Origin of the sequence: Nocardia farcinica, from assembly GCF_001182745.1 — a bacterium.
GTDB lineage: Bacteria > Actinomycetota > Actinomycetes > Mycobacteriales > Mycobacteriaceae > Nocardia > Nocardia farcinica.
In genome coordinates this window covers 2,152,752-2,168,076 of sequence record NZ_LN868939.1, presented here as the reverse complement: position 1 = coordinate 2,168,076, position 15,325 = coordinate 2,152,752, and the positions used below count along the sequence as shown (strand labels likewise).

Here is a 15,325-nt window from a genome sequence, read left to right as displayed (position 1 = left end):
GCACAATCGCTGGCCGAGGTCAGAACCTGCGGGAATGGGAGATGCGGCACGAGGCCGCGACGCCGCTGCACGACGAAGTCCAGCCGGAGTCACCACCGGGAAAGTGAGGGGCGTATGCATCAGGGATACGACGAGGAATTGCGGTCCGAGCGCGACTACGTCGCCGGGCTCCACACCCGCCTGGACGCTGAGCGCGCCCGGGCCGAACGCCGTTACCGGGCCGCCCTGCGCGGCACCGGCAACTCACCGATGGAGCGGGACGTGGAAGTCCGCACCCTCGCCAGGGAGGTCAAGCGCCTCGGCGTGGCCGACGACGGCCTGTGCTTCGGCCGCCTGGACGCCGTCACCGGCGAACGCCACTACATCGGCCGCATCGGCCTCTACGACGAGGACGACGAGTTCGAACCCCTGCTGCTCGACTGGCGAGCCCCCGCCGCCCGCCCCTTCTACGTCGCCACCGCCGCCAACCCGGAGAACATGCGCCGCCGCCGCCAGTTCCACACCCGCGGCAGGCAGATCGTCTCCTTCACCGACGAGGTCCTCGGCCGCCCGGGCGGCGACGAGAGCGCCGACGCGGCCCTGCTCGCCGCGGTGAACGCCCCGCGCGGCGCGGGTATGCGCGACATCGTCGCCACCATCCAGGCCGAACAGGACGAGATCATCCGCCTGGACCACCCCGGCGTCCTGGTGATCGAAGGCGGTCCCGGCACCGGCAAGACCGTCGTCGCCCTGCACCGCGTCGCCTACCTGCTTTACACCCAGCGCGCGCAGATGGAACGCAACGGCGTGCTGGTCGTCGGCCCCAACCCGGCCTTCCTCCACCACATCGACCGCGTGCTCCCCTCCCTCGGCGAATCCAACGTCGTCTTCGCCACGCCCGGCTCCTTCGTCCCGGGTCTGCACGTCACCGCCGAGGACACCCCCGACGCCGCCCGCCTCAAGGGTGCGCTGTCGATCCTCGAGGTGCTCGCCGCCGCCGTCGCCGACCGCCAGCGCCTCCCCGACCAGCCGCTGCCGATCGAACTGAACGACGTCACCGTCCGCATCGACGCCCCCACCGCCGAATGGGCCAGGGAGGAGGCCCGCGCCACCGGCCGGCCGCACAACGAGGCCAGGGCGACCTTCCGCGAGATCGTCACCTACGTGCTCACCGAACGCGCGATCGCCCGCATCGGCAACGGCTGGCTCACCCGCGACGACCGCGAAGCCTGGGAGCAACTGCGCGAGGACCTCACCGCCGAACTCGCCGAGAACGAAGCGTTCCGCGCCGCCCTGGACCAGCTGTGGCCCATCCTCACCCCCGAACAGCTACTCGCCCAACTGTATTCATCCGAGGAACGCCTGCGCGCCGCGGGCGCCGACCCCGCCCTGTTCCGTCCCGAAGGCGACGCCTGGACCATCTCCGACGTCCCCCTCCTCGACGAACTCGTCGACCTCCTCGGCCCCGACCCCACCCGCACCGACGACGACGAACGCCGCCGTAAAGCCGAAGCCGCCTACGCCGCGGGCGTCCTGGACATCCTCGTCGACCGCGCCGACCTCATGGACGACGAGGACCACCTGCTCGCCCAGGACATGCTCTACGGCGAAGACCTGGCCGAACGCTTCCTCGAACGCGACAACCGGGAGCTGGCCGAACGCGCCGCCGCCGACCGGGACTGGACCTACCGGCACGTCGTCGTCGACGAGGCCCAGGAGTTGTCGGAGATGGACTGGCGGGTACTGATGCGGCGGTGCCCGAGCCGGTCGTTCACCATCGTCGGCGACCTGGTGCAGCGGCGGTCACCGGCCGGGGCGACGTCGTGGGCGGCCATGCTGGACCGGTACGTGCCCGGACGGTGGGTGTATCGGCAGTTGACGGTGAACTACCGGACGCCCGCCGAGATCATGGACGTCGCGGCGGGAGTGCTGGCCGAGCTGGCGCCTGGGGTGCAGGCGGCGGAATCGGTCCGGGCGTGCGGGGTGCGGCCGTGGGCACGACGGGTTTCGGATGCCGAACTCCGCTCTGCTGTCGACGAATTCGTGCGTTCCGAGGCGAACGAGGAGGGGACGAGCGTTGTCATCGGGCCGCCGGGAGTGCCGGGGGCGGTGCCACCGTCGGAGACCAAGGGGTTGGAGTTCGACGCCGTGCTCGTCGTGGAGCCCGAACGGATACTCGCCGACGGACCACGGGGAGCGGCGGAGTTGTACGTGGCGTTGACGCGGGCGACCCAGCGATTGGGGGTGGTGTATACGGGACAGTTGCCGGCGGTTCTCGGTGGGTTGACAGAGGTCGTCGACTCGGCCGTGAGGTGACGCGACCCCGTGGCGGGAGGTAGGGCACGTCCGTACGCGCGATGAACCGTCGGCATCGGCGACCGGTCGGCGAACGATGCGAGTGCTCCGCCTGACAACAGGCGCCCTCCTGGCGACGCGCCCCGATCCACCGGCGCCGGGCTGGACAGGCCCCGGATCATCCCGCAAACAGGGGCTGGGTGGACGACTGCCAGACCGCCACACGCCGACGCGTCACCCACCCCGGCAACCGCTCAGCTGAGCCCCGTAGCCGACGTGTGTCGGCTACGGCCCGGGGTGAAGCGCGGCGTGCCCCGCCGGCTGTGCCCGATTTCGCCTGATCGCGGGCGCTCACACGGGCGACGCACCTCCTACATCGGCCGTTCCGGCCCTATCGGCCCATCCGGCATCTGCGGTTCTCCCGGCATCGCCGGCCCACCGGGCGTACCCGGCTCCACCGGCCCCAACGGCCCGTAGCCGTCCGGACCGTGCGGGCTTCCGTTGCCGTTCAAGCACCATTCGGAGAACCCGGTGACCCCGTTGCTCCACATGGCCATCCCACCCGGAAGGCACTGCAGCACATACGGCCCCGTGTCGGGCGGCGGATACTGATCCGGCTGGGCGAGGACAGCACGCTCGACCGGGAGACCGGGCGCCGAGAACGCCGCACCCAGGCCGGGAAGAACCAACAACGCCGCGCAGGCCGAAGCAGCGGCGAATCCGGTAAACCGTCCGCGCATGGCGGCCCTCCTTGCTCGAGGCTCCTGCTCTGGCGAAGTACCAAGGCTAACGCCGCCGGGCTCGACACGACCCCGCCGCAATCAGATAGCTATCTCCGGGGGGTGAGGTGTATGCAGTCGTTACCTAACGTCGACGCGGCCGCCTCCCCGAGCCGGTGCAGGTCGGCGCGCAACGTCTCACCCCATTCTCGGCACGTGGAGCTGCGCCAGGCCCATCCGCGAAATCCTTGCTCGCGGATGGTCCTGCAGCCCGATCAGCTGTCCGTCCGCATCAACCAAGTCCTTTCGCGTCTCGCCGCCGTTGTGGATGACAACGTATCGCCTCGGGTCACGATGTCCTTCAACCGCGTGCTCGTTGCCCGTGTCCGTCCCGCTCACGGGTGACTACCTCCGAGGGCTCATTCCCGCACGCGCGGGGAGCACATGCTGACCGCCAACGCATTCGCTGCTGGCTGGGGCTCATCCCCGCACGCGCGGGGAGCACACCGAGGGCGACCTCTGGACGCTGCCGTTCGAGGGCTCATCCCCGCACGCGCCGGGAGCACCAGTACCGCGGGCCCGACACGGGTGAGGACCGGGGCTCATCCCCGCACGCGCGGGGAGCACGTCCGCTTGGGTGGCGGGATGGCGGTCATCGGGGGCTCATCCCCGCACGCGCGGGGAGCACGGGAAGCCGAACGCGCGAACACCCCGGTCAAGGGGCTCATCCCCGCACGCGCGGGGAGCACAGCTGGATGGTGACGGTGCGGGTGATGCCGCCGGGCTCATCCCCGCACGCGCGGGGAGCACGCCGATGCCGATGGTGCGGCCGTGGGTCTCGCCGGCTCATCCCCGCACGCGCGGGGAGCACTACCACGGCCTGCACCTTTTCCCGCACGCCGGTTTCTCATCCCCGCACGCGCGGGGAGCACCGCCGTCGTTCGCGAGCTGCGCTCGCGCCTGCGGGCTCATCCCCGCACGCGCGGGGAGCACGACGCGGCGGTCATGTCGGCCGGGTCGAAGGCGGGCTCATCCCCGCACGCGCGGGGAGCACTTCTGTAGCTCGTTGATCGCTCGGGCGACCGTGGGCTCATCCCCGCACGCGCGGGGAGCACCCCACCTGGTCGGGTGGTCGCTGCGCTGGGCTGGGCTCATCCCCGCACGCGCGGGGAGCACTGATGTTCCTCGCCGATCATGAGCGGCGGCTGGGGCTCATCCCCGCACGCGCGGGGAGCACCAGGCGATCACGATCCGCTGCAGGGTCGTGTCGGGCTCATCCCCGCACGCGCGGGGAGCACGCATACGTAGATTTCCACACTGTCAATCACAGTGGCTCATCCCCGCACGCGCGGGGAGCACCCGGTCTACTACGAGCACGCCACCAAAATTGCCGGCTCATCCCCGCACGCGCGGGGAGCACCGGGTCTTCATCAGCCGCTCCAGCATCTCGCGGGGCTCATCCCCGCACGCGCGGGGAGCACACTTCCTGACCTGCACGTTTCCAAGCCGATCACCCATTTTTCATTCACTTTCCGCACCCCCACCGGCCGCGCGTTTCCGGGCGGCTCGGTGGTACCGGCTGGCCTTGCTCCAGCCGGCCCGTGCGCCTCCTGAACTGACGGCGCTGGTGTGCGGCCGGCGCATCAAGTGGAGGCCGTCGAAGTCGACCGGCTCCCAGTCGTGTCGGTGGACTGTGAACGCGAGGCGCTGTTCTCCTTTCGTGGAGTGGATCATGATGGCGCGGCCGTCCTTGGCGAGTTCGACGACTCGCTGCCATGCGAGTTCGCGCACGCGCGCGCTGACGATCCCGACGAATACGCCCGGGCTGATTTCGAGGAACCACCGGGTGAGGTGGCCGCGGAGGCCGGCGGGGCATGCGCTGAGTACGAGAACTACCACGGGACATCCTCGTCGCTGTAGGAGGTTCCGCCCGCGACGTTTCCCTTGCGGTCCCACAGCTCGACGATGTCGGTGTCCCACTCGGCGGCGCCGTCGGGTTCGTCGGGCAGCAGGAGAGCGTAGATGTCCGAGCAGCACCGTTCGAGGAGATGCCCGGCGTGGATGGCGTCGCGGACGGCTCGTCGGGTTGCCGCGGGGATGTCGTCACCGCCTTCGGCTACGGCATCGAAGGCGGGCGGAATCGCGAACTCCGCCTTGTGGAGGTCGGCCAGGTCGAAGACGAAGGATCGCTCGTGGCCGGTGTGGACGAAACCCAGTCCGGGCGCGCAACCGAGGGCGACCACGACTGCGTGCACGATCCCGTACAGGCAGGTTGTCGCAGCGGAAAGCGCTTGGTTGATGGCGTCGCCGGATGCGAAATCGTCCGGGTTGTATTGGCGGCGCTCCCATTCGATTCCGACGCGTTCGGCGTGCAGACGATAGAGTCGGCGGATTCGGGCGCCTTCACGTCCGCGTAATTGCTGCATCGTCAATCCACTGACATCTTCGCCGGGAAACCGCATCTCATACATCGCTCGAGCGACCCGCAACCGGCTGGTCTGATTGGTGACAGCGACCGCCTGTGCTTCGAGCAGACGTGTACTGCGAGCCAGGCTCCGGCCGTGTGCGTAGTAGCGCACGCCGCGCTCGCCCACCCACACGGCCGTGGATCCGCTTTCGGCGAGCAGCATCATCGCCTGATGGGTGACCCGGGTTCCCGGCCCGAGCAACAGCGCACCTACCGTGGCGGCCGGAATGTGGACGACGCCCCGTTCGTCCGTGGCGGTGATGGCATTCCCGTCCCGATGGACGGTCGCGCGTTCCAGATAGATGAACGACAGCCGATCACGCGCTCGGACCAATTCGCCGATCCGGACCGGTCGTGCGCTCGGCTGATCGCTCACGCGATCGGGGCAAGAGTCAGCAGGCCGCAGCCGTACCCTTTGGCACGTCCGATTCCATTCACCAATGCGGTCCGGAGTTTCTCCGGGTCGCTCACCGCGAGCACGCCTTCATAGGTGACGACCGACAAGGTGACCGTCGCGGAGCCGCGGCGAAAACGCTTCGTGGTGCGTTCGGTGATCACCGCATCCGGCACATCCCCTTCGGGAGCTCGACACGTGCCGAGCCGAAAGCCGCTGGATGCGGCTTTGTCCTGCAACCACCCCATTTGGCCCTCCACGGTGAGGCCCCTCCGCTTGCCGCGGGTCAGCGGTGCCGCCACGTCTCGGTTCATGGCGGCTCGGACCGGGTTGGCGGTGAGTCGGAAATGCCATTGCTGGTCCACCGCCAGCCGGTCGAGCAGCGGCCGGTATTTGCGAGTGGTCCACGCGGTCGTCGTAGGCCATCCGGCCTGTTCGACGACATGGGTGAAGTCGGGCTCGGACGGACTCACCACGTAGAGGTCGACAGCGTGGTCGCGGCGATCGACCCGCCACAGCACCCGGCCGGTCCCGGGTGCGCTGGGCTGCGGCGGGAACGCGGCCAGCACGGCGGCATGCGCTGCCTGGGGCGAGGACAGGAGTTTCCTGGTCCCCTGCCGGGCAGGGTTCAGCGGGACGCGGGACAGGAACATCAGTCACCTCCCAGGGCCGCGAGCGGCTCGTGTCCGGTGCGGCCCTCCGCGTTGAGCATCGTGGTGTAGTCCTCCACGACAGTGCGCCAGCCGTACTCGCGACGGATTGGATCGAAGCTGAGTGGCATGTCGCGAACCTGCTCACGCAGGAGTTCTGCGGGATCGCCGGGCAGGAGGTCGCGGTAGATCGGCAGCCGGACGCGTCGGTGCTGCGAACGTCGATACCACGTCGCGGCCTGCCATTCGGTTTCGTGCAGGGCGTGTTCCAACGTGATGTCGCGGGGCTCGCCGAGAACGAGCGGCCCTGTCACCGGACAGGAGCGCCTACCCAGGTACAGCGGAAACTCCGGGCGCCGCAGGGCATTTCCGATTCCTTCGATCAGACCGCGCTCACCTTGAATCGCGGCGAGAAACACCGCGTCGGCCAGGTAGTAGCGCTGAGACAGCGGAAACGGCTTGGTCTTGTCGATGTTCAGGGCGACCTGAAAATCGCGGATCAACCGGCCCGGCTGATCCACCCGCACTCCGAAGGCCAGGTTCTGCAGCGCTTCTTCGATCGGATCGGTGCGACGGTGTCCGCGCGCCGCGGCGATGAGTCCGAGAATGCCGCTCTTCGACGGATACTGCTGGGTTTCCCTGCGTGCGAACCGGCTGGCGACGCCCCAGGATTGCAAGGGGGCGGCCAGTCGCATCAACAGCACCGTCACGACGACACACCCAGTTCGGCCCGCACGCTGTCGACCACCCCTTCGACAGCATCGGCGAAGGACACCGGTTCGGCGATGGCGCTGAGCGTGTCGGCTCCCTCGCCGGTGGCGACGACGAAATTCCGAGTCGCACCGTCGCCGAAGGAGGACTCGATCGCCGAGTACCGGGTGACGAGTGCCTTGGCGGCGGCGACCGACCGGGCCGCCCCCACCGCGTTGACGGGTTCTTCGAATGCGGTGACCAGGTTCACCGGTTGATCCTCGCGGAGGCTGAACACGACCGCATCGGGCAGCGTGCGATGGGCGAAGGTGTTCTGCTTGCCGCTGGGCATGCTGCGGACGAACGCCTTCGCGAACGCCTCGACAGCGAGCACAGTGGCCTCGGCGCTGCCAAGGTTCTTCTCGAGCATCCCGAGATCGACGGTGGCGTAGCGGTACAGGGTGGAGGAGTTGAATTCGACGACACCGATCATGCCTGCGCCGGCGTTGTCCTCCGGAGATCGGTCGTCGACGGCAGTGTAGTAATCGAATTCGTTGTTCACGCCGTGCACGCTGATCGCATGGGCGACTTGAGCAGCGGCGTCGACGTTGAGGTCGGTGGAGTCGGCGACCATACGCCCGAACAGCGCGACGTCGATACTGTCGGCTCCATTCGCCGCGGCTTTGGCCGCGCTTTTGTCCAGCGTGGCGCCCTTGGCAGCGGCGATGGCCAGGTGGGCGAGTCGGTCGATCTGGTTGGCGCTGAGAAAGAGCAGGTACTTCGACTGCTCCACCGGATCGATTACTTCGTCCTTTTTCTTCTTCGGCTTTTCCAGCACGATTCCGGCGCCCTTGAGAACCTGAACGGCGGCCGCCACCCGATTGTCGGGCTCGCGAAGCTCCTCGGAGTCGTGGTCGATCTCGCCGATCCGTTCGGCGATGAGTTCGACGACTCGCTTCGTGCGAACGCCGAGGCTGGCGGGATCGACGAGGCTGCGGAACTCGGTCCTGGTGGCCCGCTTCCATGCCTGACTGGACACCCGGGCGCGGCGCACTCCCCCGTAGACGGCGGTTTTCGGACTACCCGTGTCGTCGCGGTTCACGTTGCTGGGAGGCACGGTCTGCAGGATGTGGACATCGATGAAAAGCCTGGTCACTGCTGGTCTCCTGTCGCAGGGGTGTCATCGTCGGAAGTCGGGTCCGCCTTGGGCGAGCGGTGGTAGTCGCGGCCCCACGCGAGTAGCACTCGATCTGCGTAGGTGCCGTCGTCCAGGCGGCGGAGGTCGACGGCGAGGCGGGCGTAGTCGAGCGAAATTTCGTGATTGCGCAGCTGCGAGATCAGGCCGCGGAGATGCACCAAGCGCGCGTCGTGATCGAGCGCGGTGCCCAGTGCGTGAAACCGGGCGCGCACGGCGTTCTCGGCGTCCGCCTGTCTGCCGAGCAACGCGGCAGCCGCGCCGACGGAGCGTCCTTTCTGGTGCATGCGGCCGGTGCGCGACTGTTGATGGACCGCGTGCAGGGTGATGGCGTCGTAGGCTGCGCGCTCCCATACGGTCGCCACCCCGTCGCGCTCATCCCATGACAGCTGGTCGGTGATCGCCTCCGGGAACTCGGCCAGGGTGAATTCCCAGAGTGCGGGGTCGGCACCCGCCGCGCGGCCGACGCCGCGACGAAGTTTGGCCATGGCCGCGAGTCCGTTGCCGTCCTTGCGCCGATACGCTTCTTGGAGCGTGGTGACCTGCTTACCGACGTACTCGGCCAGCGCCTTCTCGCGCTCACCAAACGACAGCGACACGTTCCCCATCCGTTGGCTCCTTTTCCTGAGTGTCACGGTGTTCGGTGAATGCCGACGGCAGCACGGCACGCAGTTTCTTGTAGAACCAGCGCTCGGCGATACTGGAGTCCAGCCACTTCTCGCGCACCGGCCGCCCGACCCACGCCACATCTCCGGCCGCGGCAATGTATTCGGTGCCGAGACGGCGAACGATCACGAATGCCGTCTGCTCCCACTCGGCTGCTTGCCGGGCGTAGCCGGTGGATTGCGGGACGAGTCCAGCGAGCCATCGCCGGTAGGGCGCTTCGAGGGCGAAGAAGCCCTCCTCGCGCGCTCGCATTCGCGCACCGGTGGGTTCACCGCCCGCCGCGGCGGCCAGGTCTGCCGCCAGATTCGCCAGTGCGTCGACCGCCTCCTCGGCGATCTGCACCGCGGCGACCGCGCAGATCCGCAAACGCGGATCCGAGGCGAGCATCGCGGCACGGAATCCGATGGCATCGTCGACGATGTCCCCGACGATCGACAGATTGTTGATGTAGTGCATGCCGACCGCGTGCAGGCGAATCGGCTGGTCTGGTGGCAACGCCCCGGCATCGAGGAGCGTCCCGGCCCATTCGACGACACCCGGGGCGATGGCGCGACCGACCACGGGCTCAGAGCTCGCGACGTCGCCGAGCAGCGACCGCAAGCCACGCCAGAGCGACTTTTCCGGGTCATGAACCATCGGATAGTGCCGCGTCTCGCCCGCCTTCTTCGACTGGTTCTCGCTGTAGCGCCATCCCGTCATCGGTTCGAGGAGCTGCTTGTTGAACGACTCCAACGCGTCCCCGTTGCACAGCACCACGCCGGTCACCTGCGCGCCGGAGTTCACGAGCCGGACGCGACGGCTCTGCCAGGTGAACAGATCGACCGGCCCGCTCGGCCCGGTGATGTCGCGCACGGCAGGCCCGTCCGGGTCACGTTCCCAGGGCGGCCGGTCATGGTCGGGGTACCGATCACCGTCGGGATCGGCGAGCACCAGATTGAGCAGCAGGGTCCGGCGCAGGTCGCCACCTTCGAGGTACACACCGCCGAGGGACCCTGCCCAGGCGACGCCGATCGGATACCCCTTGCCGCCTTTCACCCGCATGTCCCCCTCGGCGCCGGTCTTGATCCCCGAGGGATCGAAGGCGTGCGCGTGCACCAGCCACCGGGCAGCCTCGCCGAAGTCGATGCGGTCGAGACTACGTCCGGCACGGGTGGTGAAGTACTTGTCGCCGTTCGGCACATCCGCGATGAGTTTGTCCAATGAACTCACCCCGTCCTTGGCCGACCGGAGATCAGCGACCTGGAAGAAGGGGGTGCTCGGGTGGAACAGGTCGAATCGATCGCGGTGCGCGAGCAGGTACCGGTCGATGTCGTCGGCCGGCCATTCCTGCCACAACTGCGACCAGACATCGATCGCGGTGCCCGGCCGATCGGCGACTGTTCGATGGAGGATTGCCAAAAGCAGCCGAAGGATTGCGAATTGCTGCGTCGGCACCTCGCCACCGATGGCAACGTACTCCTCCGGCTGCCGGAACACTTGTCGCAGCGACACTTCCGAGGCTTTCCCCGAGGCGTCGGTGACGATGATCCAGGGTTCGTCCAGCAGATCGAATTCTGCTGCTGCGTCACTCATTTCCCCTCCTTTACGGGGGCCACCAGAAGTCCGAGCCGGGTGTCGTACTCGAGATGGTGCCCGGCGAGCTCGGCAGTGCACTGCTCATCCAGTTCCAGGACCAATTCGCCTGCCAGCCAATGCACCCGCTGCCATCCCGGATACCACGTGTCTTCGAGTGCACGGATGACGGTGCCGCTGCGTCCGTAGCGAGTGAGCATGGCGGGCAGCCGGATGGTGCAGGCGGCAAGCTTCTTGGCGAGCCACACCGGCGGTTCCGCATCGGTCGGCACCGTCGTTCCTCCGATTTCCGGCACTTGCGGGAGCGCCCGCACATGGTCACCGCACCGTTGGACGACGATCGCTTCGATGGTGTCCTCCGCGTCGCGAACTTGGGCTTGGCCGCCAACGCCGTCGGCGTCGTCCGGGATTCCCGTAGCCACCCAGCCGTGGAGGGTTCGATTGTCGCCGTAGGGAGCTGACAACAGATAGGTTCGCGCTTTCTCTCGCTGGCGGTCGACGTGTTCGTGCCACTGCTTCTCCGCCAGGTGGTAGGCGGCGAGCCAGTCGGTGGGCACCTCGAGCTGTTCGCGGTAGGCGTCGGCTACCAGTCCCGGCACATCGTCGGGCACGGTCAGGGCGGCGCGCCGGCGCAGCACCGCGGCACAGCGCAGCAGGCGGGCCAGGCCGTAAACCGCCTGCGAGCCCCGCACCGGTTGGGGCGGCTCCTCGTTCCAGTCCGCGCCCCGCACCCAACAGCTCGGGCGCACGAGTTTCGGCGGACGTGCCTGCCGGTCATGCCGGTGTAGGCGACCGATGCGTTGCAACAGCAAGTCCATCGGCGCCAAATCGGTGATGAGCAGGTCCAGATCAATGTCCAGTGACTGTTCGATCACCTGCGTGCCCACCACGACGAGACGATCGGGCCGCACCGTTCCACCGTCCGGCGGTCCCAGCATCGCTCGCAGGCGTGCCTCCAGCTCGGCGCGGTGGCTGGCGACGAACCGTGAATGGATCAGCAGCAATTCGTCTTCGGGAAAGCCAGCCTGCTCCAGGGCCAGGTAGGTTTCCTGCGCTCGTGCGACGGTATTGCATACCACCCCGGCGATGCCGCCGTCCGCCAGGGCTTCACGGACTCGTTCGGCCAATACGTCGAGATCGTCTGCCACGTGGGCGATCTCGATGCCGGCGATCGAGCGGCCCGACGCGGCCACCGTCGTACTCAGCTCGGGATTCGGCCAATGCGTGATGGCCGGGTAGCCGTGGTCGGTAAGGCAGACCTCGTCGTCGCCGGTTCCGTATCCACGTGCGTAGGCCAGTACCAGTGCTTCTCGCTGGCTCGGCGGCAGTGTCGCCGACAGCAGGATGACGGGCACCCGGTAGGCAGCCAGCCATTCCAAACTCCGGCACAGGTACGTCGACATGTAACTGTCCGCGGCATGCACCTCGTCGATGACAACCACTTTGTTGGCCAGCGCAAGATGGCGCAACATCAGATGCCGGGTCTTCAAGGCCGCCCGTAGGATCTGGTCGATCGTGCCTACCACCACGTTCGCCAGAGGGCCCTTCTTGCCGACGAACCAGGCGTGCGCGACAACGCCGCTGTCTGCGCAATCGGTGCCGATGCTGTCGAAGCCCCGGCGATGCAGCGAGGTGAATTCCGCATTCAACGCTGCTTTCCCGTGCGCGAGGAACATCGCCGCGGGCGGGACGGGCAGGTTCTCTGCCCACTTCCGAACGCGCGCGAACATCGCGTCGGAGGTCGCCATCGTCGGCAGTGCGACGAATATGCCACCGAGACCGAACCGCTGCGCGAGTATCTCGGCGGCGGCGAGCGCGGCCTCCGTCTTCCCCTCGCCCATCGGCGCTTCCACGACCATCAGTCCGGGAACGGGCGTTACGTCAGCGACTCGTAGACATTCGAGCTGTAGCGGACGCGGATGAATGGACGGCGGCCAGCCGAACCGGTCGCAGAAGAACCGCCGCTGCGATGGGTCGTCGTGCAGCTCGGACGCGGACGGTTGCCACGGGTGCGGCAGGCCGAGCAGCTCCCACACCGCCGGCGCGGCAGTGCTCGACACACGCGCCTCATCCAGCGGAAAGAGATCTTGATTGCTTGCGATCCAATCCGTGACGATGACGGCGGCCGTGAGCAGACTTTGTTGAGTCACGGTCAAGGGGATTCGGCGCAAACGCTCCAGCAGCTCCCACGCGCCCGTCCGCTCGGTGACGAACCGCAGCAGCTCGTCGCGAGACCGCGACCACTGGCCCTCGCCGAACAGTGTGGTCCGAGCCGGAGCGTTCCGCACCTCGCGGACGGTCGGCGGGACACCGTGATGACTACCGGCGACCACGGCGTACGTCTTGGCCACCTCACGGTCCCACCCCAGGCCGGTCAGGAACTCGAGCACCGTTACCTCGCCGGCCAGACTGTGCGGCAATGCCTTTCGGTCACCGAGCGCATCCGGCATTCGCAGCCCTCGGTCGTGCATCGCGTCGGCCAGCTCGGGAACCTGGCACGCGAATGCCGGCGTGAGCTTCCCGATGTCGTGCGTAGCCGCCAGCCAGACGAGCAGCGTCCGTCCATCCGCTTCGCCGCCAGGGAGGCCGACCGAGATCCGCTGCCGTGTATGGGCCGGCAGCCAACGGTCCCAGACCAACTTCGCGACCTCACCGGAATCAGCGAGATGTCTTACGAGAGAGAGGCTTCCACCCTCGCGATCACTCTTCGCCCACGCAGACAAGGTCGCGGTACCGAGCACCGAATTCCCCCTCGAATCGTTCCACCCCTGTCACGGATCACGGTAACGAACCCCACCGACAACCTTGATTGAGCGAGCGAACTGGGCGGCGGGACATGAGCGAGGATAGCAAGCGATACCCGATTTTGCAGGAGTTAAACCAGAAAATTTGGAACGCTCGGCCGCTCGGTCGTCGTGTGTCCTACCGCCCGCAGGCGCGGGCAACACGCGGCGCGGTGCGTGTTGTCAGCCGAGGGGTTGCTCCCGTGCGGGGGAGCACCCGGATCGGTCGATGACGGTATCGGCGGACCGGGCTCGTCCGGCATGTGCCGGGAGCATGTCGACTTCGATGCACCGAACGACGGTCCTCCTACATGCAGATCTTGGAGTTCATCCCCGCGTGCACGGGGGAGCACCGCTGAGCAGATCGGATGGGGATTCGGGCAGGGGGCTCATCCCCGCGGGCGCGGGGAGCACTACGCGGTCAACACCACGGGCGGCGGGATGACGGGCTCATCCCCGCGTGCGCGGGGAGCACAACAGCCGGTACGGGCCGGTCACCGTGTTCACGGGCTCATCCCCGCGCGCGCGGGGAGCACATGAGAGTCGCGCCGAGCGCGGCGTTCGCGCCGGGCTCATCCCCGCGTGCGCGGGGAGCACGAGGGCGCAGACACCCGAAACGCGCGCGCTAGAGGCTCATCCCCGCGTGCGCGGGGAGCACCGCCACCGCACCGCCGCCACCGTCTCGCGCCCGGGCTCATCCCCGCGTCCGCGGGGAGCACGGTACATCAGCTTGGGTGCCCCGATTGGGCCGGGGCTCATCCCCGCGTCCGCGGGGAGCACCCTTGTGGTGTGTGGTGCCCCGGTTGACACCTGGGCTCATCCCCGCGTCCGCGAGGAGCACACTTCCTGACCTGCAGTCCCTCAGCCCGAGTCCACAATTTCATTCACTTTCAACCAGCTCCTCACCTCCCCGACATTCACCATCGCACCCGGTCAACAGCCAGCCACGCGGGTGCCATCGACTCGACGGGCCAGGTCCCTCCCAAACGTCACCACTACCCTAATAAGGCCGAGCACACGGAGACAGCCCCGGCTCGATGTTGTCGTCGTCGGTGTCGAGCGCATTGCTGAGCACCAGCGTTGTCAGACCGGGGAAGGGCCAGTCGCCGAACGTCAGCACCTTCTCGTACGTGCTTCGCCCCATCACCAGCGCGTCGATGTCGGGGAAGAACGTCTCCCATACCAGGGCGGGGTTCGCTGCGCTCGTCGTGACGTGGCCTCTGTCCGTCGGCAGACTTTCGAGCCACCGCACGTCACCATCCGGTCGGGCGATGAATCCACCGAGGCTCATGGCGACGAAGGAACGCCACGCCAGGTGCGACCGAGGGGTCATCAGCTCTCATCTCGGGTCGTGGAGCTGCCGACCGCAACGAGCGCGGCCGTGATCTCTTCCGGGGACGGAAGCGAATCCGGGTCCAGGAGCGCCTGCATGGCGAGACCGACGATGAGCGCGTGGACAATGCTGCCGACCGCTTCACCTCGTTCCCCTGCCGCTGGCGGGTCGTCCAGTACGAGTCCGGCCAACTCACGCCGGGCCTCGCCCGTCGCGTACGCGAGCGATTCTCGGATGTCCTCGGCAAATGCGGCATGTGCGAAGGCCTGGGCGCTCGCGACCAGCAGCTCCCTGTGCTCCGGCATCGACGACAGCAGCGCACGAAGAGCGATCGTCAGCCGCTCGGACGAGCTGGACGCTCGTGCGTTCTGCACGGCAGCCGCGATGAGGTCACCCCATTCGCTCTGGGCCTCGAGTGCGGCGAGGTTCATCAGGGCGTCCTTGGACCCGAAGTGGTAACCAATCGATGCGAGATGAGATCCCGCAGCCGTCGCGATGTCGCGCGCGGTGGTGCGGTGGTACCCCTTGTCGACGATGCAGCGCTTCGCAGCCTCGAGCAGATCTTCTCGTTGAGTCACCACG

General features: G+C 67.8%; 11 protein-coding genes and 2 CRISPR repeat arrays. Of the genes, 1 reads left to right on the top strand and 10 read right to left on the bottom strand.

Annotation, left to right across the window (positions count from 1 at the left end; genetic code table 11):
• Positions 1–114: 114 nt before the first annotated feature.
• On the top strand, positions 115–2,295 hold the full coding sequence (gene helR / locus AMO33_RS26715) for an RNA polymerase recycling motor ATPase HelR (RefSeq protein ID WP_170916159.1): 2,181 nt from the start codon (positions 115–117) through the stop codon (positions 2,293–2,295).
• Between the two features lie 1,113 nt (positions 2,296–3,408).
• Positions 3,409–4,474: a CRISPR direct-repeat array (repeat unit 29 nt; unit sequence GGGCTCATCCCCGCACGCGCGGGGAGCAC).
• Positions 4,475–4,514: 40 nt separating this feature from the next.
• Here helR and cas2e read toward each other — a convergent pair.
• The 10 genes from cas2e to AMO33_RS26665 all read right to left on the bottom strand — a co-directional run bounded on the left by cas2e (position 4,515) and on the right by AMO33_RS26665 (position 15,321).
• The gene (gene cas2e, locus AMO33_RS30715; protein WP_076573809.1) at positions 4,515–4,892 is read right to left on the bottom strand and encodes a type I-E CRISPR-associated endoribonuclease Cas2e; all 378 of its coding nucleotides are present in this window, start codon (positions 4,890–4,892) and stop codon (positions 4,515–4,517) included.
• Entirely contained in the window at positions 4,886–5,836 is a 951-nt protein-coding gene (gene cas1e, locus AMO33_RS26705) for a type I-E CRISPR-associated endonuclease Cas1e (RefSeq protein WP_060594697.1), read from the bottom strand. The genes cas2e and cas1e overlap by 7 nt, the downstream gene beginning before the upstream one ends.
• Positions 5,833–6,507 carry a type I-E CRISPR-associated protein Cas6/Cse3/CasE gene (gene cas6e / locus AMO33_RS26700; RefSeq protein WP_060594696.1) on the bottom strand — a complete coding sequence of 225 codons (675 nt, stop codon included), beginning with the start codon at positions 6,505–6,507 and terminating at the stop codon, positions 5,833–5,835. The genes cas1e and cas6e overlap by 4 nt, the downstream gene beginning before the upstream one ends.
• Positions 6,507–7,214, bottom strand: coding sequence for a type I-E CRISPR-associated protein Cas5/CasD (gene cas5e, locus AMO33_RS26695; protein ID WP_060594695.1), 708 nt, complete (start codon positions 7,212–7,214; stop codon positions 6,507–6,509). The genes cas6e and cas5e overlap by 1 nt, the downstream gene beginning before the upstream one ends.
• Entirely contained in the window at positions 7,211–8,350 is a 1,140-nt protein-coding gene (cas7e, locus tag AMO33_RS26690) for a type I-E CRISPR-associated protein Cas7/Cse4/CasC (protein ID WP_060594694.1), read from the bottom strand. Before cas7e ends, cas5e begins: the two co-directional genes overlap by 4 nt.
• Positions 8,347–8,997: a type I-E CRISPR-associated protein Cse2/CasB gene (gene casB, locus AMO33_RS26685; protein ID WP_060594693.1), complete on the bottom strand. Its 651-nt coding sequence runs from the start codon at positions 8,995–8,997 to the stop codon at positions 8,347–8,349. Before casB ends, cas7e begins: the two co-directional genes overlap by 4 nt.
• Complete coding sequence (gene casA, locus AMO33_RS26680) at positions 8,969–10,627, bottom strand: type I-E CRISPR-associated protein Cse1/CasA (protein ID WP_060594692.1); 1,659 nt, start codon at positions 10,625–10,627, stop codon at positions 8,969–8,971. Before casA ends, casB begins: the two co-directional genes overlap by 29 nt.
• The gene (locus AMO33_RS26675) at positions 10,624–13,368 is read right to left on the bottom strand and encodes a CRISPR-associated helicase/endonuclease Cas3 (RefSeq protein WP_076573807.1); all 2,745 of its coding nucleotides are present in this window, start codon (positions 13,366–13,368) and stop codon (positions 10,624–10,626) included. The genes casA and AMO33_RS26675 overlap by 4 nt, the downstream gene beginning before the upstream one ends.
• A gap of 428 nt (positions 13,369–13,796) precedes the next feature.
• Positions 13,797–14,251: a CRISPR direct-repeat array (repeat unit 28 nt; unit sequence GGCTCATCCCCGCGTGCGCGGGGAGCAC).
• 159 nt (positions 14,252–14,410) lie between these two features.
• Complete coding sequence (locus tag AMO33_RS26670; protein ID WP_174520493.1) at positions 14,411–14,743, bottom strand: dihydrofolate reductase family protein; 333 nt, start codon at positions 14,741–14,743, stop codon at positions 14,411–14,413.
• Positions 14,743–15,321, bottom strand: coding sequence for a TetR/AcrR family transcriptional regulator (locus AMO33_RS26665; protein WP_060595169.1), 579 nt, complete (start codon positions 15,319–15,321; stop codon positions 14,743–14,745). Before AMO33_RS26665 ends, AMO33_RS26670 begins: the two co-directional genes overlap by 1 nt.
• Positions 15,322–15,325 lie beyond the last annotated feature (4 nt).